Origin of the sequence: Okeania hirsuta, assembly GCF_003838195.1 — a bacterium.
GTDB classification, from domain to species: Bacteria; Cyanobacteriota; Cyanobacteriia; order Cyanobacteriales; family Microcoleaceae; genus Okeania; species Okeania hirsuta.
The window spans coordinates 1-15,618 of record NZ_RCBY01000175.1 but is presented as its reverse complement, the minus strand read 5'-3'; the positions used below and the strand labels follow the sequence as shown (position 1 = coordinate 15,618).

The 15,618-nt window shown below is 36.1% G+C and carries 11 protein-coding genes and 4 pseudogenes; 6 read left to right on the top strand and 9 right to left on the bottom strand.

Annotated features, from left to right (window positions below):
* Both D5R40_RS23325 and D5R40_RS23320 read right to left on the bottom strand, forming a co-directional pair.
* Nucleotides 1-889, bottom strand: a pseudogene (locus tag D5R40_RS23325) (hypothetical protein); the annotation flags it as partial.
* 194 nt (nt 890-1,083) lie between these two features.
* Nucleotides 1,084-1,479: a hypothetical protein gene (locus D5R40_RS23320; protein ID WP_124144165.1), complete on the bottom strand. Its 396-nt coding sequence runs from the start codon at nt 1,477-1,479 to the stop codon at nt 1,084-1,086.
* 163 nt (nt 1,480-1,642) lie between these two features.
* Here D5R40_RS23320 and D5R40_RS35920 point away from each other — a divergent pair, with 163 nt between their 5' ends.
* Genes D5R40_RS35920 through D5R40_RS23310 form a run of 3 tightly spaced genes read left to right on the top strand, consistent with a single transcriptional unit; the run spans nt 1,643 to nt 3,782 of the window.
* A complete protein-coding gene (locus D5R40_RS35920; protein WP_161564420.1) occupies nt 1,643-1,819 on the top strand; it encodes a hypothetical protein in 177 nt (58 codons plus the stop codon).
* A gap of 30 nt (nt 1,820-1,849) precedes the next feature.
* On the top strand, nt 1,850-2,527 hold the full coding sequence (rppA, locus tag D5R40_RS23315; protein WP_124144166.1) for a two-component system response regulator RppA: 678 nt from the start codon (nt 1,850-1,852) through the stop codon (nt 2,525-2,527).
* Nucleotides 2,520-3,782: a sensor histidine kinase gene (locus D5R40_RS23310; RefSeq protein ID WP_124144167.1), complete on the top strand. Its 1,263-nt coding sequence runs from the start codon at nt 2,520-2,522 to the stop codon at nt 3,780-3,782. The genes rppA and D5R40_RS23310 overlap by 8 nt, the downstream gene beginning before the upstream one ends.
* Before the next feature lie 232 nt (nt 3,783-4,014).
* On the opposite strand, the gene D5R40_RS23305 is transcribed toward D5R40_RS23310, so the two are convergent.
* Nucleotides 4,015-4,782, bottom strand: a complete 768-nt coding sequence (locus D5R40_RS23305) for a peroxiredoxin-like family protein (protein WP_124144168.1) — start codon at nt 4,780-4,782, stop codon at nt 4,015-4,017.
* Between the two features lie 325 nt (nt 4,783-5,107).
* Between D5R40_RS23305 and ftsH4 the strand changes: the two genes are divergently transcribed.
* Nucleotides 5,108-6,991, top strand: coding sequence for an ATP-dependent zinc metalloprotease FtsH (gene ftsH4, locus D5R40_RS23300; RefSeq protein ID WP_124144169.1), 1,884 nt, complete (start codon nt 5,108-5,110; stop codon nt 6,989-6,991).
* 293 nt (nt 6,992-7,284) lie between these two features.
* On the opposite strand, the pseudogene D5R40_RS23295 reads toward ftsH4, so the two are convergent.
* A pseudogene (locus D5R40_RS23295) lies at nt 7,285-8,025 on the bottom strand (Uma2 family endonuclease).
* Between the two features lie 841 nt (nt 8,026-8,866).
* On the opposite strand from D5R40_RS23295, the gene ftsH reads away from it, so the two are divergent.
* Nucleotides 8,867-10,726, top strand: a complete 1,860-nt coding sequence (ftsH, locus tag D5R40_RS23290; protein ID WP_124144170.1) for an ATP-dependent zinc metalloprotease FtsH — start codon at nt 8,867-8,869, stop codon at nt 10,724-10,726.
* 81 nt (nt 10,727-10,807) lie between these two features.
* On the opposite strand, the pseudogene D5R40_RS42825 reads toward ftsH, so the two are convergent.
* The 5 genes and pseudogenes from D5R40_RS42825 to D5R40_RS23265 form a co-directional block, all read right to left on the bottom strand.
* Nucleotides 10,808-11,002: pseudogene (locus D5R40_RS42825) on the bottom strand (glycosyltransferase); the annotation flags it as partial.
* Between the two features lie 113 nt (nt 11,003-11,115).
* Nucleotides 11,116-11,341: pseudogene (locus tag D5R40_RS23280) on the bottom strand (transposase); the annotation flags it as partial.
* A gap of 68 nt (nt 11,342-11,409) precedes the next feature.
* A complete protein-coding gene (gene ccmS / locus D5R40_RS23275) occupies nt 11,410-11,853 on the bottom strand; it encodes a beta-carboxysome assembly chaperone CcmS (RefSeq protein WP_124144172.1) in 444 nt (147 codons plus the stop codon).
* A gap of 27 nt (nt 11,854-11,880) precedes the next feature.
* A complete protein-coding gene (locus tag D5R40_RS35915; RefSeq protein ID WP_124144173.1) occupies nt 11,881-12,072 on the bottom strand; it encodes a hypothetical protein in 192 nt (63 codons plus the stop codon).
* A gap of 47 nt (nt 12,073-12,119) precedes the next feature.
* A complete protein-coding gene (locus tag D5R40_RS23265; RefSeq protein ID WP_124144174.1) occupies nt 12,120-13,913 on the bottom strand; it encodes an ABC transporter ATP-binding protein in 1,794 nt (597 codons plus the stop codon).
* A gap of 100 nt (nt 13,914-14,013) precedes the next feature.
* Between D5R40_RS23265 and D5R40_RS23260 the strand changes: the two genes are divergently transcribed.
* Complete coding sequence (locus tag D5R40_RS23260) at nt 14,014-14,754, top strand: hypothetical protein (protein ID WP_124144175.1); 741 nt, start codon at nt 14,014-14,016, stop codon at nt 14,752-14,754.
* Nucleotides 14,755-15,618: the final 864 nt, after the last annotated feature.

Here is a 15,618-nt window from a genome sequence, read left to right as displayed (position 1 = left end):
TCGCCCCTGGTAATAGATCGGAAACTACAGGATAACCATCTGTGCGGGTGACAGAAAAAGCTTCAAACTCATTTTCATCAAACTCACCCACAACATTTACCTGTTCCCCAGGGAATAAATTCAAAAATTGTCTATCTGATAAATTGGCATCTATGAATACCTGAGTGCCACCAGCATCCAGAATAAATTCATCATTATCAACAGTATTTAACACAGTACCGAACAATGTATTTGTTACAGGTGGCATCGCCCCTGGTAATAGATCGGAAACTACAGGATAACCATCTGTGCGGGTGACAGAAAAAGCTTCAAACTCATTTTCATCAAACTCACCCACAACATTTACCTGTTCCCCAGGGAATAAATTCAAAAATTGTCTATCTGATAAATTGGCATCTATGAATACCTGAGTGCCACCAGCATCCAGAATAAATTCATCACGATCTACAGTATTTAATACAGTGCCAAAGATAGAATTTCCTTGGGGAAAAGTTAGAGGGTCAAATCCTATAGTGGAAACCCCACCTGTGATTGGATCTAATGGTGCTACTGGGGGTGGCGGGTTCAATGGAGGTGAGGGAGTTGGAATTGCTGTCGTGGGTTGTGGTGGAGTTAAAATAGCTTGATTCCCTAAAATAACTACACCATCCGATCTGCTGATAAATCCTGTATCAACTTCCAAACCATCAAATTCAGCAACTACAACATTTATAGGTTCACCGATGTTTAAACCTAGTTGATTAGCATTGACAGGGAAGGGGTCTACAATGACACTTCCACCACTAAAGTTGAGGGTAAAGTCTTCTCCATTGTCTATGAAACCACCTACTATTCCATTAATTGTTGTTCCTGGTTGAACATCCAGACCAAAAGTATTTGGGTCAATCATTTATTACTTTTTGAACTCGGTGGTTTAACTATAAACTAGAAAAATGACATGAAAATGACAGCCAGTCATTTCAGTTATCAGTAGATATATCCAACTTTTCAAAATAAAATCAATTATCCTACATAAATTATCAATTCTTTCTCCCTAATTCCTACTTACTACTCCCTACTCCCTATTCCCTATTCCCTGCTACATTATTCATTAATTTGATATTGAGCTAATGCTTGAACTTTCTCTCGGGGAATACTTAAAGTACTGGATATTTCTGTTTCTAATTCTGCTATATCAGTAGTAGGAAAATCTAATATTATTTCTTGTAGTCTAGAATCACTTACATATACATCTACCGTGCTAAAACCACGTTTTTTAAAGATTTTTACCTCAATCACAATTAGCTTTGCCTTTAAAGATATATCAATTTCTGGCAAGGTATCGACTTGCACGGGGTTTGTAATATTCGCTCTAGAATACAAAATTGTTTGAGTTGCCCAGCCAGTTGTCACCCAAAATAACCCGCTGATGATTGGTAGAGGCAACCAAAACTCTAAACCTATAGCTTTAAGAGTTTTCCGCAATTTTCTTAATTTCATTGACTTTTCCTAAATTATATGTTTTACTTACTAATTATTACTTACTTTTTCTTCAAGTTAGTAGTACCAAGTTCAAAAAGTAATGCTATTCACCTTACCTCCTGACTATTGGGAATTGACTACTCTAAACCTGAGTAGCTCAACTACATGAAATTGATATCAATTGACAATTATACCAGATGAGGTTGCTGTCAAATATTCTTTAGACCAAGATAGAATAGAATTAATATTGATATTATATACAATAGCTGTAGCGATCGCAGACGATCGATCAAAAAAGTACGCAGTCTATGAAAATATGGAACTCTTACAATTATTAATAATTGAAGATATTTGCTAATTCCCAATCAAATTAAGGACTACTCTAGAAATGAGAATACTTTTAGTAGAAGATGACTCAGAACAGTTAGAACCTATCCACACAGGTTTATCCCAAGCTGGACACATTGTAGATGGAGTGGAAACAGGAGATACTGCTCAATGGTTAATGGCAGAAAATGACTACGACCTACTAATTTTAGATTGGATGTTACCGGGTGTTAGTGGGCTGAAATTATGTAGTTTGTATCGACAAATGGGCAAAACTGCTCCGGTACTAATGTTAACAGCAAAAGATACTACTATTGATAAGGTGATGGGTTTAGATAGTGGAGCGGATGATTATTTGGTAAAACCTGTAGATTTGCTGGAGTTATTGGCGCGAGTGCGAGCTTTGGGGCGACGTTCTCCATTATGGCAGGGGGATATTCTCAGTTTGGGAGATTTGCAACTAGACTTAACTAAGTTAATGGCACGAAGAGGAAAACAAGAGGTGCAACTTTCGGTGCGGGAGTCGCAACTGCTAGAATATTTCTTACGTCATCCTCATCAAGTTTTGAGTCGCGATCGAATTGAACAGTCTTTATGGGAGTGGGATAACCCACCGGATAGTAATGCTGTTAGTACTTCGGTCCGGAGGTTACGGCAAAAATTGAAGGTTTTGAGTGCAGATAAATCAATTGAAACTATCTACGGTTTAGGTTATAGGATAAATCAAGATTATGTTTAGTCGCAGTCGTCGTAATTTAGCTTGCTGGTTTACTTGGTCTATGGGAGGAATTTTAATTATTTTTACTCAGCTGCTTTTCTATATAGAACTTCGAGATAGACTAGCAACTTTTGATGGCGCTTTATATGACCGGAGTAGAGCGATCGCTTCCATGGTAGAGTACAATAAAAGTAGGGGACAGTCTACACCAGAGCTAGAAAATGTCTTAGTTTTAGGGAAAAAATCTGGAATAGGTAGCGAATTACTATATGTTCATTGGTACAACTCCCAAGGTCAAATTCTTCAGTTTGTAGGAGAACCTCCCCGAACTATGGTTAACCCCGAACCTGGTTTTAAAACAATTGCAAATAAATCTGGTGTGTCTGCTCGTCAACTTACCTTACCAGTGATGAAAGGTGAGATATTACTGGGATATTTACGAGTCGCAACATCTCTCCAGTCTTTTGTTGATTTAACTATGAAATTACGGGTTTTCTTAACGGTTGCTGTTCCGTTAGTTTGGGGGGCGATCGGTTTTGCGGGTTGGTTATTGGGAGGAATGGCGATGCAACCAATTCGTAAATCTTACCAAGCTAAAAGTCGCTTTACTGCTGATGCCTCTCACGAATTACGCGCCCCATTAGCTGCTATCCTGAGTAATGCTCAAGTTGGATTATTAATTCCTGGAACTGAGGAAACACCTCAAAGTCAGCGTCTAGAAAAAATTAGCACATTAGCAAAATCAATGAGTGTGCTTGTGAATAATTTATTGATACTGGCGCGTCACGAGGGAAAAATTAACCAAGAAGCATTACAAAATGTTGATTTAAGTTTGATGTTAGAGGAATTAGCTGAATATTATCAAAATCAAGCTGCGGGTGAGAATCTGACTTTTGACTATAATTCACCACAGAAAATGATTGAAGTTAAGGTCGAACCTGAATTACTGCGTTTGGTGTTTGAAAATTTGCTCAATAATGCTTTTAAATATACTCCAGGGGGTGGAAAAGTAAAGTTAAAGTTAGAGACAGACTCTGATTACGCTATTATTTCTATTACAGATACGGGTGATGGTATTCCTGCTACAGATTTACCTCACATATTCGATCGCTTCTACCGAGTTGATATTGCTAGAACTCGCAAAACAGGAGGTTTTGGTTTGGGGTTAGCGATCACTCAACAAATAGTTAATGCTCATAATGGTGATATCCGAGCAACCAGTATCATAGGTAAAGGTTCCACTTTTATTGTGAAAATACCTTTATATTTTCTGTAATATTATGTCCGGTAGCATCAGTATTGTATAGCGAAGGAAAGGAAGAAGGAAGAAGGAAGAGGGAAGAGGGAAGAGGTAGGAAGGTTTAAGAGCAAGAAAAAAAAACTTAAATTTCCTGCATATCACGCTTGGGTTTACACAAACGATATTAACGGACATGATATAATAATAGATTTCGGACAGAGAAAAACATTTGCCTGTTCCCTGTTGCCTATTCCCTACTCCCTACTCCCTACTCTAAAACAAAAGATAAAGGATTACTTTTATTAAAAGCAAAATCTAGAATACCCCGATCGCAATGTTTATACAGCAAATTTCCCTGACCATCAAACAGAAAAGTTGCACCTCTTTGAGTCAAATAAGCAGAATTAGGTACATAAGTTGACCAATTACTGAGAACTTCCGTCATATTTCTTAGTCTCAGTGTGGCTAATTCAAAAGGACGTTGAAAACCTGTTCCACCTGCCATCTTAAAAAATGAACCCTTTAGAGGCGGTAAAGGTTTAGCATGGATGACTTCATCATCACCAATCAATTGAGGTGCTTTTTTATCCCCTAGATAACCTCTAAAGACCTCTCCTAAAGTACCAGGGCTACCAATACCTGCACACATTAACATTAGATTAACCCAAGCACTTTGACTTGTATTTAATAAAGGGAATTTAACAGTTAATCCCTGGTATAGTTCTAATTCCTGATGCAATTGAGCATCTGGGTCAACAAACAGACATTCTGTAGGAAACCCAGTATATTCACAAAATTTCAAACCAGAAGCGCGATCGCCAATCCCAATTGCCCGTATTGTCACTCCTTGAGCTTGCAAATTGGCAGATTCTCGTTGTAACCACCAAGCATATTCTAGGTTATCAAAATCACCCAATTGTGACCAAATTAAAACTAAAAGACGATTAACATTTTCGCAACCACTGAGGATAGGTGAAATTTCGCCATCACTAATTCTGAGACGTTGACTTTGCTTTAGGGTCAGGTAGATATTCATAAGACAAATAATAAAAAATCAAATCAATTATCGCACATAAATTATCAATTATAGCGCTGTGCGCAGGCAACAGGCAATAGGCAACAGGCAACAGGCAACAGGGGGAATAAAAAATCGTTTGCGCAGCATCTCCATTGGAATAATATAAGACTTTTAGCTATTGGACAGTTCTTGTAATTTGTACATAAGCCAGCGCACATTGCTATATTTTCCCCTATTCTTCTTTAGACGTTGCATGCAACGTCCCTACTCCCCCTTTTGCTCAAAAATAATATAAAATAAATATACAGACTAATATATTGCTTACCAAAAAAAGATAATAACCATGAGTATCAAAGATAATGCACAAGGACCTCGCAATATTAGAATTGGCAATATCTTATTATTGCTGGCAGGTATATTCCTATTTATCAACCTAGTATTTCCTAATTTATTCGGTCCTCAAATTCCTCGCGTTCCTTACAGCTTATTCATCGACCAAGTAGAAGACGGCAAGGTAGCAAGAGCTTCTGTAGGTCAAGACCAAATTCGTTACCAACTCAAAGAGACAGCAGAACAACCAGAACAGGTATTTTCAACTACCCCAATATTCGACTTAGAATTACCAAAACGTCTGGAACAAAAAGGAGTAGAATTTGCTGCTCCGCCTCCTTCTAATAATTTTTTTGGTAATATCTTGAGTTGGGTAATTCCTCCGCTAATTTTTGTCGCTATCTGGCAATTTTTTATTGGTCGTCGTGCAGGTGGTATGGGCGGTCCCCAAGGGGCACTTTCTATTACAAAAAGTAAGGCAAAAGTTTACGTCGAAGGCGAGTCTACTAAAGTAACTTTTAACAATGTGGCAGGAGTTGAAGAAGCAAAAACAGAATTAGCAGAAGTTGTGGAATTTCTCAAGTCTCCCGAACGTTTTACCGCTATTGGCGCACGCATTCCCAAAGGTGTATTATTAGTCGGACCTCCAGGAACTGGTAAAACTTTATTAGCAAAGGCAGTTGCAGGAGAAGCAGGAGTAGCATTTTTTAGCATCTCCGGTTCCGAATTTGTCGAATTATTTGTGGGTGCAGGTGCAGCGCGGGTACGAGACTTATTTGAACAAGCAAAGCAAAAAGCACCTTGTATTATTTTTATTGACGAACTTGATGCTATTGGAAAATCTCGTGCCAGTGGCGGTTTTTATGGTGGTAACGACGAACGGGAACAAACTCTCAACCAGTTATTAACTGAAATGGATGGCTTTGCTGCTGCCGAGTCAACAGTTATTGTTTTAGCTGCTACTAACCGCCCCGAAACCTTAGACCCTGCTTTATTGCGACCAGGAAGATTTGACCGTCAGGTTTTGGTAGACCGTCCAGATTTACCCGGTCGTCTGAAAATATTAGAAATTTATGCTGCCAAAGTTAAGTTAGCAGATAATATCGATTTAAAGGCGATCGCTACTCGTACTCCTGGTTTTGTCGGTGCGGACTTAGCTAACCTGGTTAATGAAGCAGCATTATTAGCAGCGCGTAACAGAAGAGAAAAGGTTTCTCAGGAAGATTTTGCTGAAGCGATCGAACGCATTGTGGCAGGTTTGGAAAAGAAAAGTCGTCTTCTCAGTGATAAAGAGAAAAAGATTGTTGCTTACCATGAAGTGGGTCACGCTTTAGTTGGTGCATTGATGCCTGGTAGTGGCAGGGTAGAGAAAATTTCTATTGTTCCTCGGGGAATGGCAGCTTTGGGTTATACTTTGCAACTACCTACTGAGGATAAATTTTTAAGAGATGAGGCGGAACTTCGGGGACAAATTGCAATTTTATTGGGGGGTCGTTCGGCGGAAGAAATTGTCTTTGGTAGTATTACTACTGGTGCTGCGAATGATTTGCAGCGAGCGACTGACCTAGCAGAGCAAATGGTGACAACTTATGGTATGAGTAAAATATTGGGTCCTTTAGCTTATGAGAAGGGTCAACAGAATAATTTTCTCGGTCAAGGTGGAATGAACCCGCGTCGCATGGTGAGTGATGAGACTGCTAAAGCTATTGATGATGAGGTGAAAGAAATTGTGGAAACTGCACATCAACAAGCGTTAGATATTCTTAATCATAATCGAGATTTGTTGGAAACAATTTCTCAACAGCTTTTGGATGTAGAGGTAATTGAGGGAGGAAAATTACAAGATTTATTGCAGCAAGTTCAAGCTGCAGAAGTAGGGGAGTGCTTACAAGGGTAAGTTTTTAAGATATGACACACCAGACGCGGTGACATGGGGACGCGGAGATTGGATAATTGAGTAATTAATTCAATCTACTCGCTTTATTCATTAAAGGGTAGTCCCGCATAGTCATGGTGTACAAGAAACAAGGGATGCTTGGCACGGGAGCAAGATGCTCCCACTGCCGTCTGTGGAATGGGTATCTTGCCCGTTCCGCCACTCATGAAAGAGAACTCCTGCGTCCTCTCTCCGCGTCTCCGCGTCTCCGCATCTCCCCCTGTCCGTGTCCTCAAGAACCCGCATCCTCTCACTCAAAATAGCTCATCTGGATCAATTCCTCTTTCTCTTAGTATTGCTGCCAGTCTATCAGCTCTTTGCTTTTCTTGTTCAGCTCGCTGCTTTTCCTGTTCAGCTCGTTGCTTTTCCTGTTCAGCACGTTGATATTCCTGCTCTCTAAGTCGCTCTAATTCTAGAGATGTTAGGAATTTACGTCCATCAGGTCGATATATTTCTAAAGTACTTTCTGTGATTTGAAAACGAATATTCAGACGGGGACTGACCCAACCATCAATTTTTTCTATTGTTTCTAAGCGATCGCCTCGAGGAGAAGCAGGATCGTCCACTCTAATTAAACCTGTAAAATCTATTTTATCGGGGTCATAAATATAATATTCTTCAACTCCATACTATTGATAAAATAGTAATTTTTTATTCATTTCTTTGAGACGGTTGCCTGGTGATAATATTTCAAATACAACCTGGGGAGTAATATTTTCTTCCTGCCATTGTTTATAAGAAGCTCTATCTCCTTTTGGTCTACCAAATACAACCATAATATCAGGAGCAGTCCGAATTTTATTATTTCCTACCACTGGATACCAGAGGAAATCTCCAGCAACAAAAACATCAGCAACCTCAGCAAATAAAATTTCTAAATTTTCTTTTATAGTTACAATCCAGCGAAATTGTTTTGTATTATCTGCCATCGGTTGACCATCACTTTCTGGATAAATAATTTCTGGTTTAGTATTAGTTGTTAGTTCTTGTACCATACTTTTTTATTACGAGTTTTTGGGTGGGAAAATCTTAGACCAAGTTTGGTTGGCAAAAAATATTTTTAATTGTTCTCTGTTCTCTTAATTAATTAGCAAAAACTCCATATTTTATATTACAGTAAATTTCAGGATAGTAAGGTAAAGTTTAAGACTAATCTATAATTTTTATTCATTCCCTATTCCCTATTCCCTATTCCCTACTCCCTAAAATCAATAAATTTTGTATCTTATCAGCTAGAAAACTGCTGTCTAATACCATTTTAAAAAAAAATGTTACGAATAATTTGGCTGATTAAAAGATTTTATAGGAGATGTCCCTTGAACTAATATAATGTTCGGTTGAATACTTATAAATAACTGCTGTGAGGAGTCAGGAGTCAGGAGGAAAGAAAAGAGGAAAAGAGGAAATATTGGAGGAAAGTAAAGATAATTTCAGTATTTCTTTGGTACTGTTAGTCCTTAAATTTTATTTATCAAAATAATATGGGTCTAAAACCCCCCTTTTAAGGCGAAATATTTTTGGATAATTGCTCAAATCCCCGTTACAAAAAGAACTTCTGTACGTCGCCAATCCGGCGACTCCCCTATCTGACTTCTGACTTCTGACTTCGTTAAAACTGACCCGTCCGAGCATGATATAAAAAGATAATTTCTGACCTAAAAAATAATATTGAAGCCATTCATTCTGACTCCTGACTACTGACTCCTGACTCCTAAGAAGTAACCTAGTTATTTATAACAAATATTTATCAAACTGCTATAATAAACTATTAGTCTCAAATAAACGTTCAATTTTTGACGATTTGAATCTACAGTTCACAATTATATCCAAATAAATATGAGTCTGAAAAAGAAACCAAAAAATCCTAATAAGCGTCAGATAGGCAGTGCATTATTAATTTTGGCAGGTCTATTATTAACAGCATATTTATTAATGCCACGTCGTAAACCTCCTCGTGTTCCTTACAGTGTCTTTATTCAACAGGTAGAAAACGGACAGGTAGTGGGAGTTCAAGTAGATGAAGAAAAAATTTTATATCGTCTCAAAGGAGAAGAAGGTAAACCCGGACCTTTACTTACTACTACTCCAATAAATGACTCCCAACTACTTCAGCGTTTAGAAGATAATAAAGTTTTATTTCAAGCTGCACCACCTCAAAGTCGCTGGGTTGCTATTCTCTTAAACTGGGTAATTCCGCCTATCATATTAGTCTTAGCATTTCAGTTTTTTATGAATCGCGGTTCTCAAGGTGCTCTGTCAATGAGTAAGAATAAAGCGAAGGTTTATGTTGAAGGAGAATCAGATAAAATTACCTTTGCTGATATTGCTGGAGTGGAAGAAGCAAAGACAGAATTAACAGAAATTGTAGACTTCTTAAAATCACCTCAAAAGTTCACTGAAATTGGAGCCAGAATTCCTAAAGGTTTATTATTAGTCGGACCTCCTGGAACAGGTAAAACTTTATTAGCAAAAGCAGTGGCAGGAGAAGCAGGAGTAGCTTTTTTTAGTATATCTGGTTCGGAATTTGTAGAGTTATTTGTTGGTACTGGTGCTGCTAGAGTTCGTGACTTATTTAAAGAGGCAAAAAAGAAAGCTCCTTGTATTATTTTTATTGATGAAATAGATGCAATTGGTAAGTCAAGAACCAGTGGAAATTTTCACAGTGGCGGTAATGATGAACGAGAACAAACTCTCAATCAATTGTTAACAGAAATGGATGGTTTTGGTGCTGGAGATTTAACAGTTATTATCTTAGCTGCTACTAACCGCCCAGAAGCTTTAGATGCTGCTTTATTACGTCCGGGAAGATTTGATAGACAAGTATTAGTAGACCGCCCTGACTTATCTGGTCGTGAAGCAATTTTAAATATTTATGGCAAAAAAGTTAAATTAGGAGAAGATGTAGATTTACATAAAATAGCAGTGAGAACTTCTGGTTTTGGCGGTGCAGATTTAGCTAATCTTGTTAATGAAGCTGCTTTATTAGCTGCTAGAAATCAAAGGCAAACTGTGGCACAAAAAGACTTTGCTGAAGCTATTGAAAGAGTAATTGCTGGTTTAGAAAAAAGAAGTAGAGTTTTGAGCGATCGCGAAAAGAAAATAGTGGCTTATCATGAGGTTGGTCATGCTTTAGTTGGGGCGATAATGCCTGGTAGTGGTAAGGTGGAAAAAATATCAATTGTGCCAAGAGGAATGGCAGCATTAGGTTACACTTTGCAACTTCCTACTGAGGATAGATTTTTAAAAGATGAACAAGAAATTAGAGGGCAAATTGCTACTTTTTTAGGAGGACGTGCAGCGGAGGAAATTATATTTGGAAATGTTACTACTGGAGCTTCTGGAGATTTACAAAAAGCTACTGATTTGGCCGAACAAATAGTAACTACTTATGGCATGAGTAAAGTATTAGGACCTTTAGCTTATGAACGGAGTGGTAAAGGAGGATTTTTGGCGAATGGTGGGATTAATTCCCGTCGTTTATTGAGTGAAAAAACTGCTGAAGCTATTGATAATGAAGTGAAGGAAATTGTAGAGAAAGCTCATCAACAAGCTTTAGATATTTTGAACCATAATCGAGATTTGTTGGAAAAGATTTCTCAGCAAATTTTAGCACAAGAAGTGATAGAAGGTGAGGAGTTATATAAGTTATTAGGTCGGGCGCGATCGCCTTGGGAAAAGCAGCTTCATTTGAGCTAAGTAAAATTCTTAATGACAGGAATATTAAAGAGGAGATAGAAGCTTGGTTTTTGATAAACTGGGCTTTTATACTCATGTTATTTAGTTTCGCAAAACTACCAGAAGGAAAAAATAATAAACTATTTCAGAAACAGTTAATTTATTTTTTTTCCAGAAATCATCATAGTCTAAAAAAGTAATTAATTCGCCATTAGCAGCATCTATTCCTGCGTTGTAAGAAGCACCGCTACCTTTACCTAAAATATATTTGATATCTTTATAAGATTGAACAATGGATGTCGATCGCTCGACCGATAGTCAACTATAATTAACTCATAGTTAGAGTAAGTTTGTTATTTTACACTATCAACTTTTGATAAACTAATCAATCAGCCAGATTCACGCTTTCCACTAATGCCTTTTAAACTACTGCCCTCAACATGAGTTTGTAGAAGCATACGCATTTGTTCTGGTTGAATTTTTCTACGATAGTACAGGGTGTCAAAAGTATTGGTGTTTGCGCAGCATTCCGCAGGAAAAGTTTCTCGGCATTCAGAACAATAATATCGTGGACTTCCACTACTTGTCTTTCCATGATACCCGAGTTTGATGATGGCCACACACAGGACATTCCATGATGATTGAAAGTATTTAGGAACAATAATCATCTGATCATTCCCACACTTTCTTGATGCACTACCAAATTATTTTATCAAATTGGTATTAATACATTCACTCATTTCTGTTTCTAATAATTTCAACAAAGTATCAACATCCTGACCCAGTTGTTCAAAACAGTCTGGTGGGGATATTTCTGGTTGAAAATAAACTAATTTAATTTGGCCATCACCAATAGCAATCATTAATACTTCTAATTCTGGTTTATAACCATCTATCAAACCCAAGATTTCCTGAATTTTACCATCAACATTGCGATTTAATCTTTCTATAGCTGCTTTTGAACAATATACGAATTTTGGTGTTTCTTTTAAATCAATTCCAATTGTCTCATCAGTTTCTCCCTTTTCCAAATGTAGACCCCATGCTAAAGCAGCTAATTCTTTTTGATTAGTTCTGACAAATTTATTTAATTGATGTTGCCAATTATTTTTACTATCGTTAGGTGGGTTGTCATTGAATATTGTCATAGTTTAAATGTGAAGTTAAAATTTTTTTTAAGGTAAATATACAGCATATTCGGTGGTATATGAAGTACAGAGATTAACAATTAAATGAATGCAAGTGCGGGCAAGATGCCCGCGGCGGGTGTACCTCATGCTTAGTACCTCTTGTTCAAAAGCTTCAGGAGTTTGACCTATTGCATCAGGAAAATTATCGGGATATTCAATTATCAATTGTGACACCATAGTTTTAATCAACTCCTATATTCAACTCCTATATTTTCATCCAATATTCATTTAATTGTTGAACTTAAACCAGATTGTACCCGCCATAAACCAGCATAAATTCCCGCACTTTCTAATAATTCTTCATGGAGACCAAACTCAACTATTTTGCCATATTCCATAACATAAATACAATCGGCATTTCTGATAGTAGAAAGACGATGAGCAATAGCAATAGTTGTACGATTTTGAGTAATTTTTTCTAAAGATTTTTGAATGGCTGCTTCAGTTTCATTATCTACTGCTGAAGTTGCCTCATCAAGTATCAAAATAGGAGGATTTTTCAACACAGCTCTAGCAATAGCAATTCGCTGTCTTTGACCCCCTGATAATTTCTGTCCTCTTTCACCAACAATAGTATCGTAACCCTGAGGTAACTTATTAATAAAATCATCCGCTTCAGCAATTTTAGCTGCTGCAATAATCTCTAGCAAAGTTGCATCAAAAGAGCCATAACTAATATTTTCTGCCACAGTTCCATGAAATAGAAATACATCCTGACTTACTAATCCTATTGCCCGTCGTAAATCTTGTAAATTAATTTGATTTATTTCAATTCCATCAAGAGTTATTTCTCCTGACTGAACTTCATAAAACCTCAGTAATAATTTGACTATTGTACTTTTTCCCGAACCTGTTGAACCGACAATTCCAATAGTTTTTCCTGCTGGAATTTTCAGGGAAATATTTTGTACAACTGGAAAGTTTTCCTGATAGGCAAAAGTAACATTTTTTAACTCTAATTCTCCCTTAACTGACTCAATAGATAAAGGTTTATCTCCCGGATGAATATTAATCGGAGTATCCAACAAATTCATCACCCGATTCGTAGAAGCCATAGTTCTTTGATATAGATCGAGAGTTTGCCCTAAACGAGTTAAAGGCCATAATAATCTTTGAGTTAAAAATACCATAACACTATAAGTACCTACGGCTAATCTACCAGCAACTGCTTCTAATCCACCTAATAATAAAGTTGCCACAAAACCGATAAAAATTATAATTCTAATTAGAGGTACAAAAGCAGCAGAAAAAGTTATAGCCCTTCTATTACTAATTTTATAAGCTTCACTTTCTCTAGTAATTCTTCCTACTTCATAATTTTCTGCTGTAAAGCTTTTTATTGTGGTAATTCCTGATAGATTATTAGATAATTGCCCACTTAATAAACTTACAGTTTCTCGAACTTCGGCATAACGAGGAGCCAGAAATTTTTGAAACCAAATTGAACCCCAAATAATAAAAGGCATTGGTAAAACTGCCCACCAAGCAACACTAGGAGCTAAAACAAAAAAAGCACCACCAATAATTATGACTGTTACTGTTACTTGAATTATTTCATTTGCCCCTACATCCAAGAATCTTTCTAGCTGATTAATATCATCATTTAAAATTGCCATTAAATTTCCTGTACTGCGTTCTTCAAAATAGGCTAATTCTAAATCTTGTAAATGACTGTAAGTTTCAATGCGTAAATCATGCTGAATATTCTGAGCTAAACTGCGCCAAACTCGCTCATAAGCATATTGAAAAATTGATTCTAATCCCCAAACAATTAAACTCAGAAATGTTAAAATTACAAGTTGTCCAAAAATATCTTGAATTCCCCATTGAGCAATCAGAGAATCTTCTTGTTTCACAACAACATCAACTGCTGCCCCAATTAAAACTGGAGGTGCCAGGTCGAAAATTTTATTTAAAATCGAGCAGATAGTAGCTTGCCAAATTTGAGTACGATAACTACTTCCATAGTTAAGCAAACGTAAAAAAGGATGTTTTGATTTAAATGTTTTTTTTGACAAGATTAAATTCCTATAATTTTGTATAAATAAAAACTCGAATTATCCTAACATAGTTAATATTAAGTATAATGTCAATATTGCCAGTCTAAATGAATGAACTATGAACAATTTCAAAATAGATAAAAAATATCAAACTATTATCGCTGTTCCCTTAAGACAATCCTCAATTCTTAATTTATTCTTAATCGCAATCATAGCTGTTTTCAATACTAGCTGTAGTAATTGGGACTTTAAATTATATAATTCTAGGCAAACTATAGACAAACAAGCTCGTTTTTCCTTGAATAACCGTCCAGATTTTTTTGAAAAAGGACGACTACAGATAGAGCAGGAAATGAAACAGGTCGAAACACAAAAACCCCAATCTGTATTAACCATTGAATCTGGGCAGATAGAATGGCAAAAATTTATTTTTAAAGAAGGTGATTTTACCATCTGGATGCCTACAGGTGGAATGACGGCCGAGAAAGAAATTATTGAAACTGAGAATGGAAATATTAATTTTAAAGTATTTGCAAGTCATCCCGAATCAGCAAGATTTGTCGTTGCTTATTCTGACGTTTTAAATAGTAAACAATTGGCTGATAAGCAAGATATATTAGTAAGAGTACAACACAAAATTATTGATGTTACAGATTTTGAATTGAGTAGAAATGATTCCTACAACTCAGAAAGATTTTTAGGGCGAGAATTTGTACTGACAAATAATGTTGAAACTATTACATTCAGAGTTTACTTAGCAGGAAAAAGGTTGTATATGATTGGAGCCAGTGAAATAGAAACAGAAAACGAAATTCCAGGAGCAGTAGAAAAATTTTTAGATTCATTTAAACTAAATTAATAATACTAAAAAACATTCACAAATATCTTAAATCAAAGCATCAGATAATTAGTAAAAAAAATGCAAAACATCTTACAGTATCTTTCTGTAAGGATTATTATGGTATAATTAAAAATACTTATACCAAGTAAGCTTTATCAGAGAATACGGTTAAGTTTAGGATTTTTTTTTGCAAATCTGTGATGTGCAAGAGCTTATTTTGATATTGGCTATAAGATGAATTTTGATCTTGTCTGAACTGTATTGATTGATCATAGATAATTATAATTTTTGCCTTCATCTCTACATCAAAAATAAATCTAAATCAGATTGAGTATGGCCTAAAAATTATATAATTATTACTACTGTAAAATATTATGATACAGATAGCAAATTAGTCAGACAATATATACTAAAATCTATGACAATAAGCTGTTCATAATTTTAACTAATATCTGAATTTTTATAAAAGGGAAAACTTAATAGAGAAGATAAAATCTAAATATTTATTAGCTTATTAGATACCTCCAAAAATACCGATTTTGGGAAGGTACTGTAAAGCTTTCATCACCTTTTCTGGAGATGTCTATTGTTTTGAAATTTTCCTGCCTAATACCAAGCGTGATAAATATTTACTACAAATAACTAAGTAGAGCAAGCTAAAAAAAAGACGTTGCATTTTTAATCAAAAAAACCCTAAAGGCAATCAATAGACATCTCCAGAAAATAGGGAATAGGGAATAGGTATGGAGGAGGAAAGAACTGATAATTTATGTACGATAATTGATTTGATTTTTGATTTTTGGAGATGTCTAATATAGCAATCCTATTTTATTCGTGTCAAAAATCTTACTGCTTTTTAGGGAACACTTAACTGGGAACAGG

Coding starts and splice junctions, on each gene's coding strand:
- D5R40_RS23260 (WP_124144175.1), top strand. CDS start 14,014: ATGAACAATTTCAAAATAGATAAAAAATATCAAACTATTATCGCTGTT.
- D5R40_RS23310 (WP_124144167.1), top strand. CDS start 2,520: ATGTTTAGTCGCAGTCGTCGTAATTTAGCTTGCTGGTTTACTTGGTCT.
- ftsH (WP_124144170.1), top strand. CDS start 8,867: ATGAGTCTGAAAAAGAAACCAAAAAATCCTAATAAGCGTCAGATAGGC.
- D5R40_RS23305 (WP_124144168.1), bottom strand. CDS start 4,782: ATGAATATCTACCTGACCCTAAAGCAAAGTCAACGTCTCAGAATTAGT.
- ccmS (WP_124144172.1), bottom strand. CDS start 11,853: ATGACAATATTCAATGACAACCCACCTAACGATAGTAAAAATAATTGG.
- D5R40_RS35915 (WP_124144173.1), bottom strand. CDS start 12,072: ATGGTGTCACAATTGATAATTGAATATCCCGATAATTTTCCTGATGCA.
- rppA (WP_124144166.1), top strand. CDS start 1,850: ATGAGAATACTTTTAGTAGAAGATGACTCAGAACAGTTAGAACCTATC.
- ftsH4 (WP_124144169.1), top strand. CDS start 5,108: ATGAGTATCAAAGATAATGCACAAGGACCTCGCAATATTAGAATTGGC.
- D5R40_RS23320 (WP_124144165.1), bottom strand. CDS start 1,479: ATGAAATTAAGAAAATTGCGGAAAACTCTTAAAGCTATAGGTTTAGAG.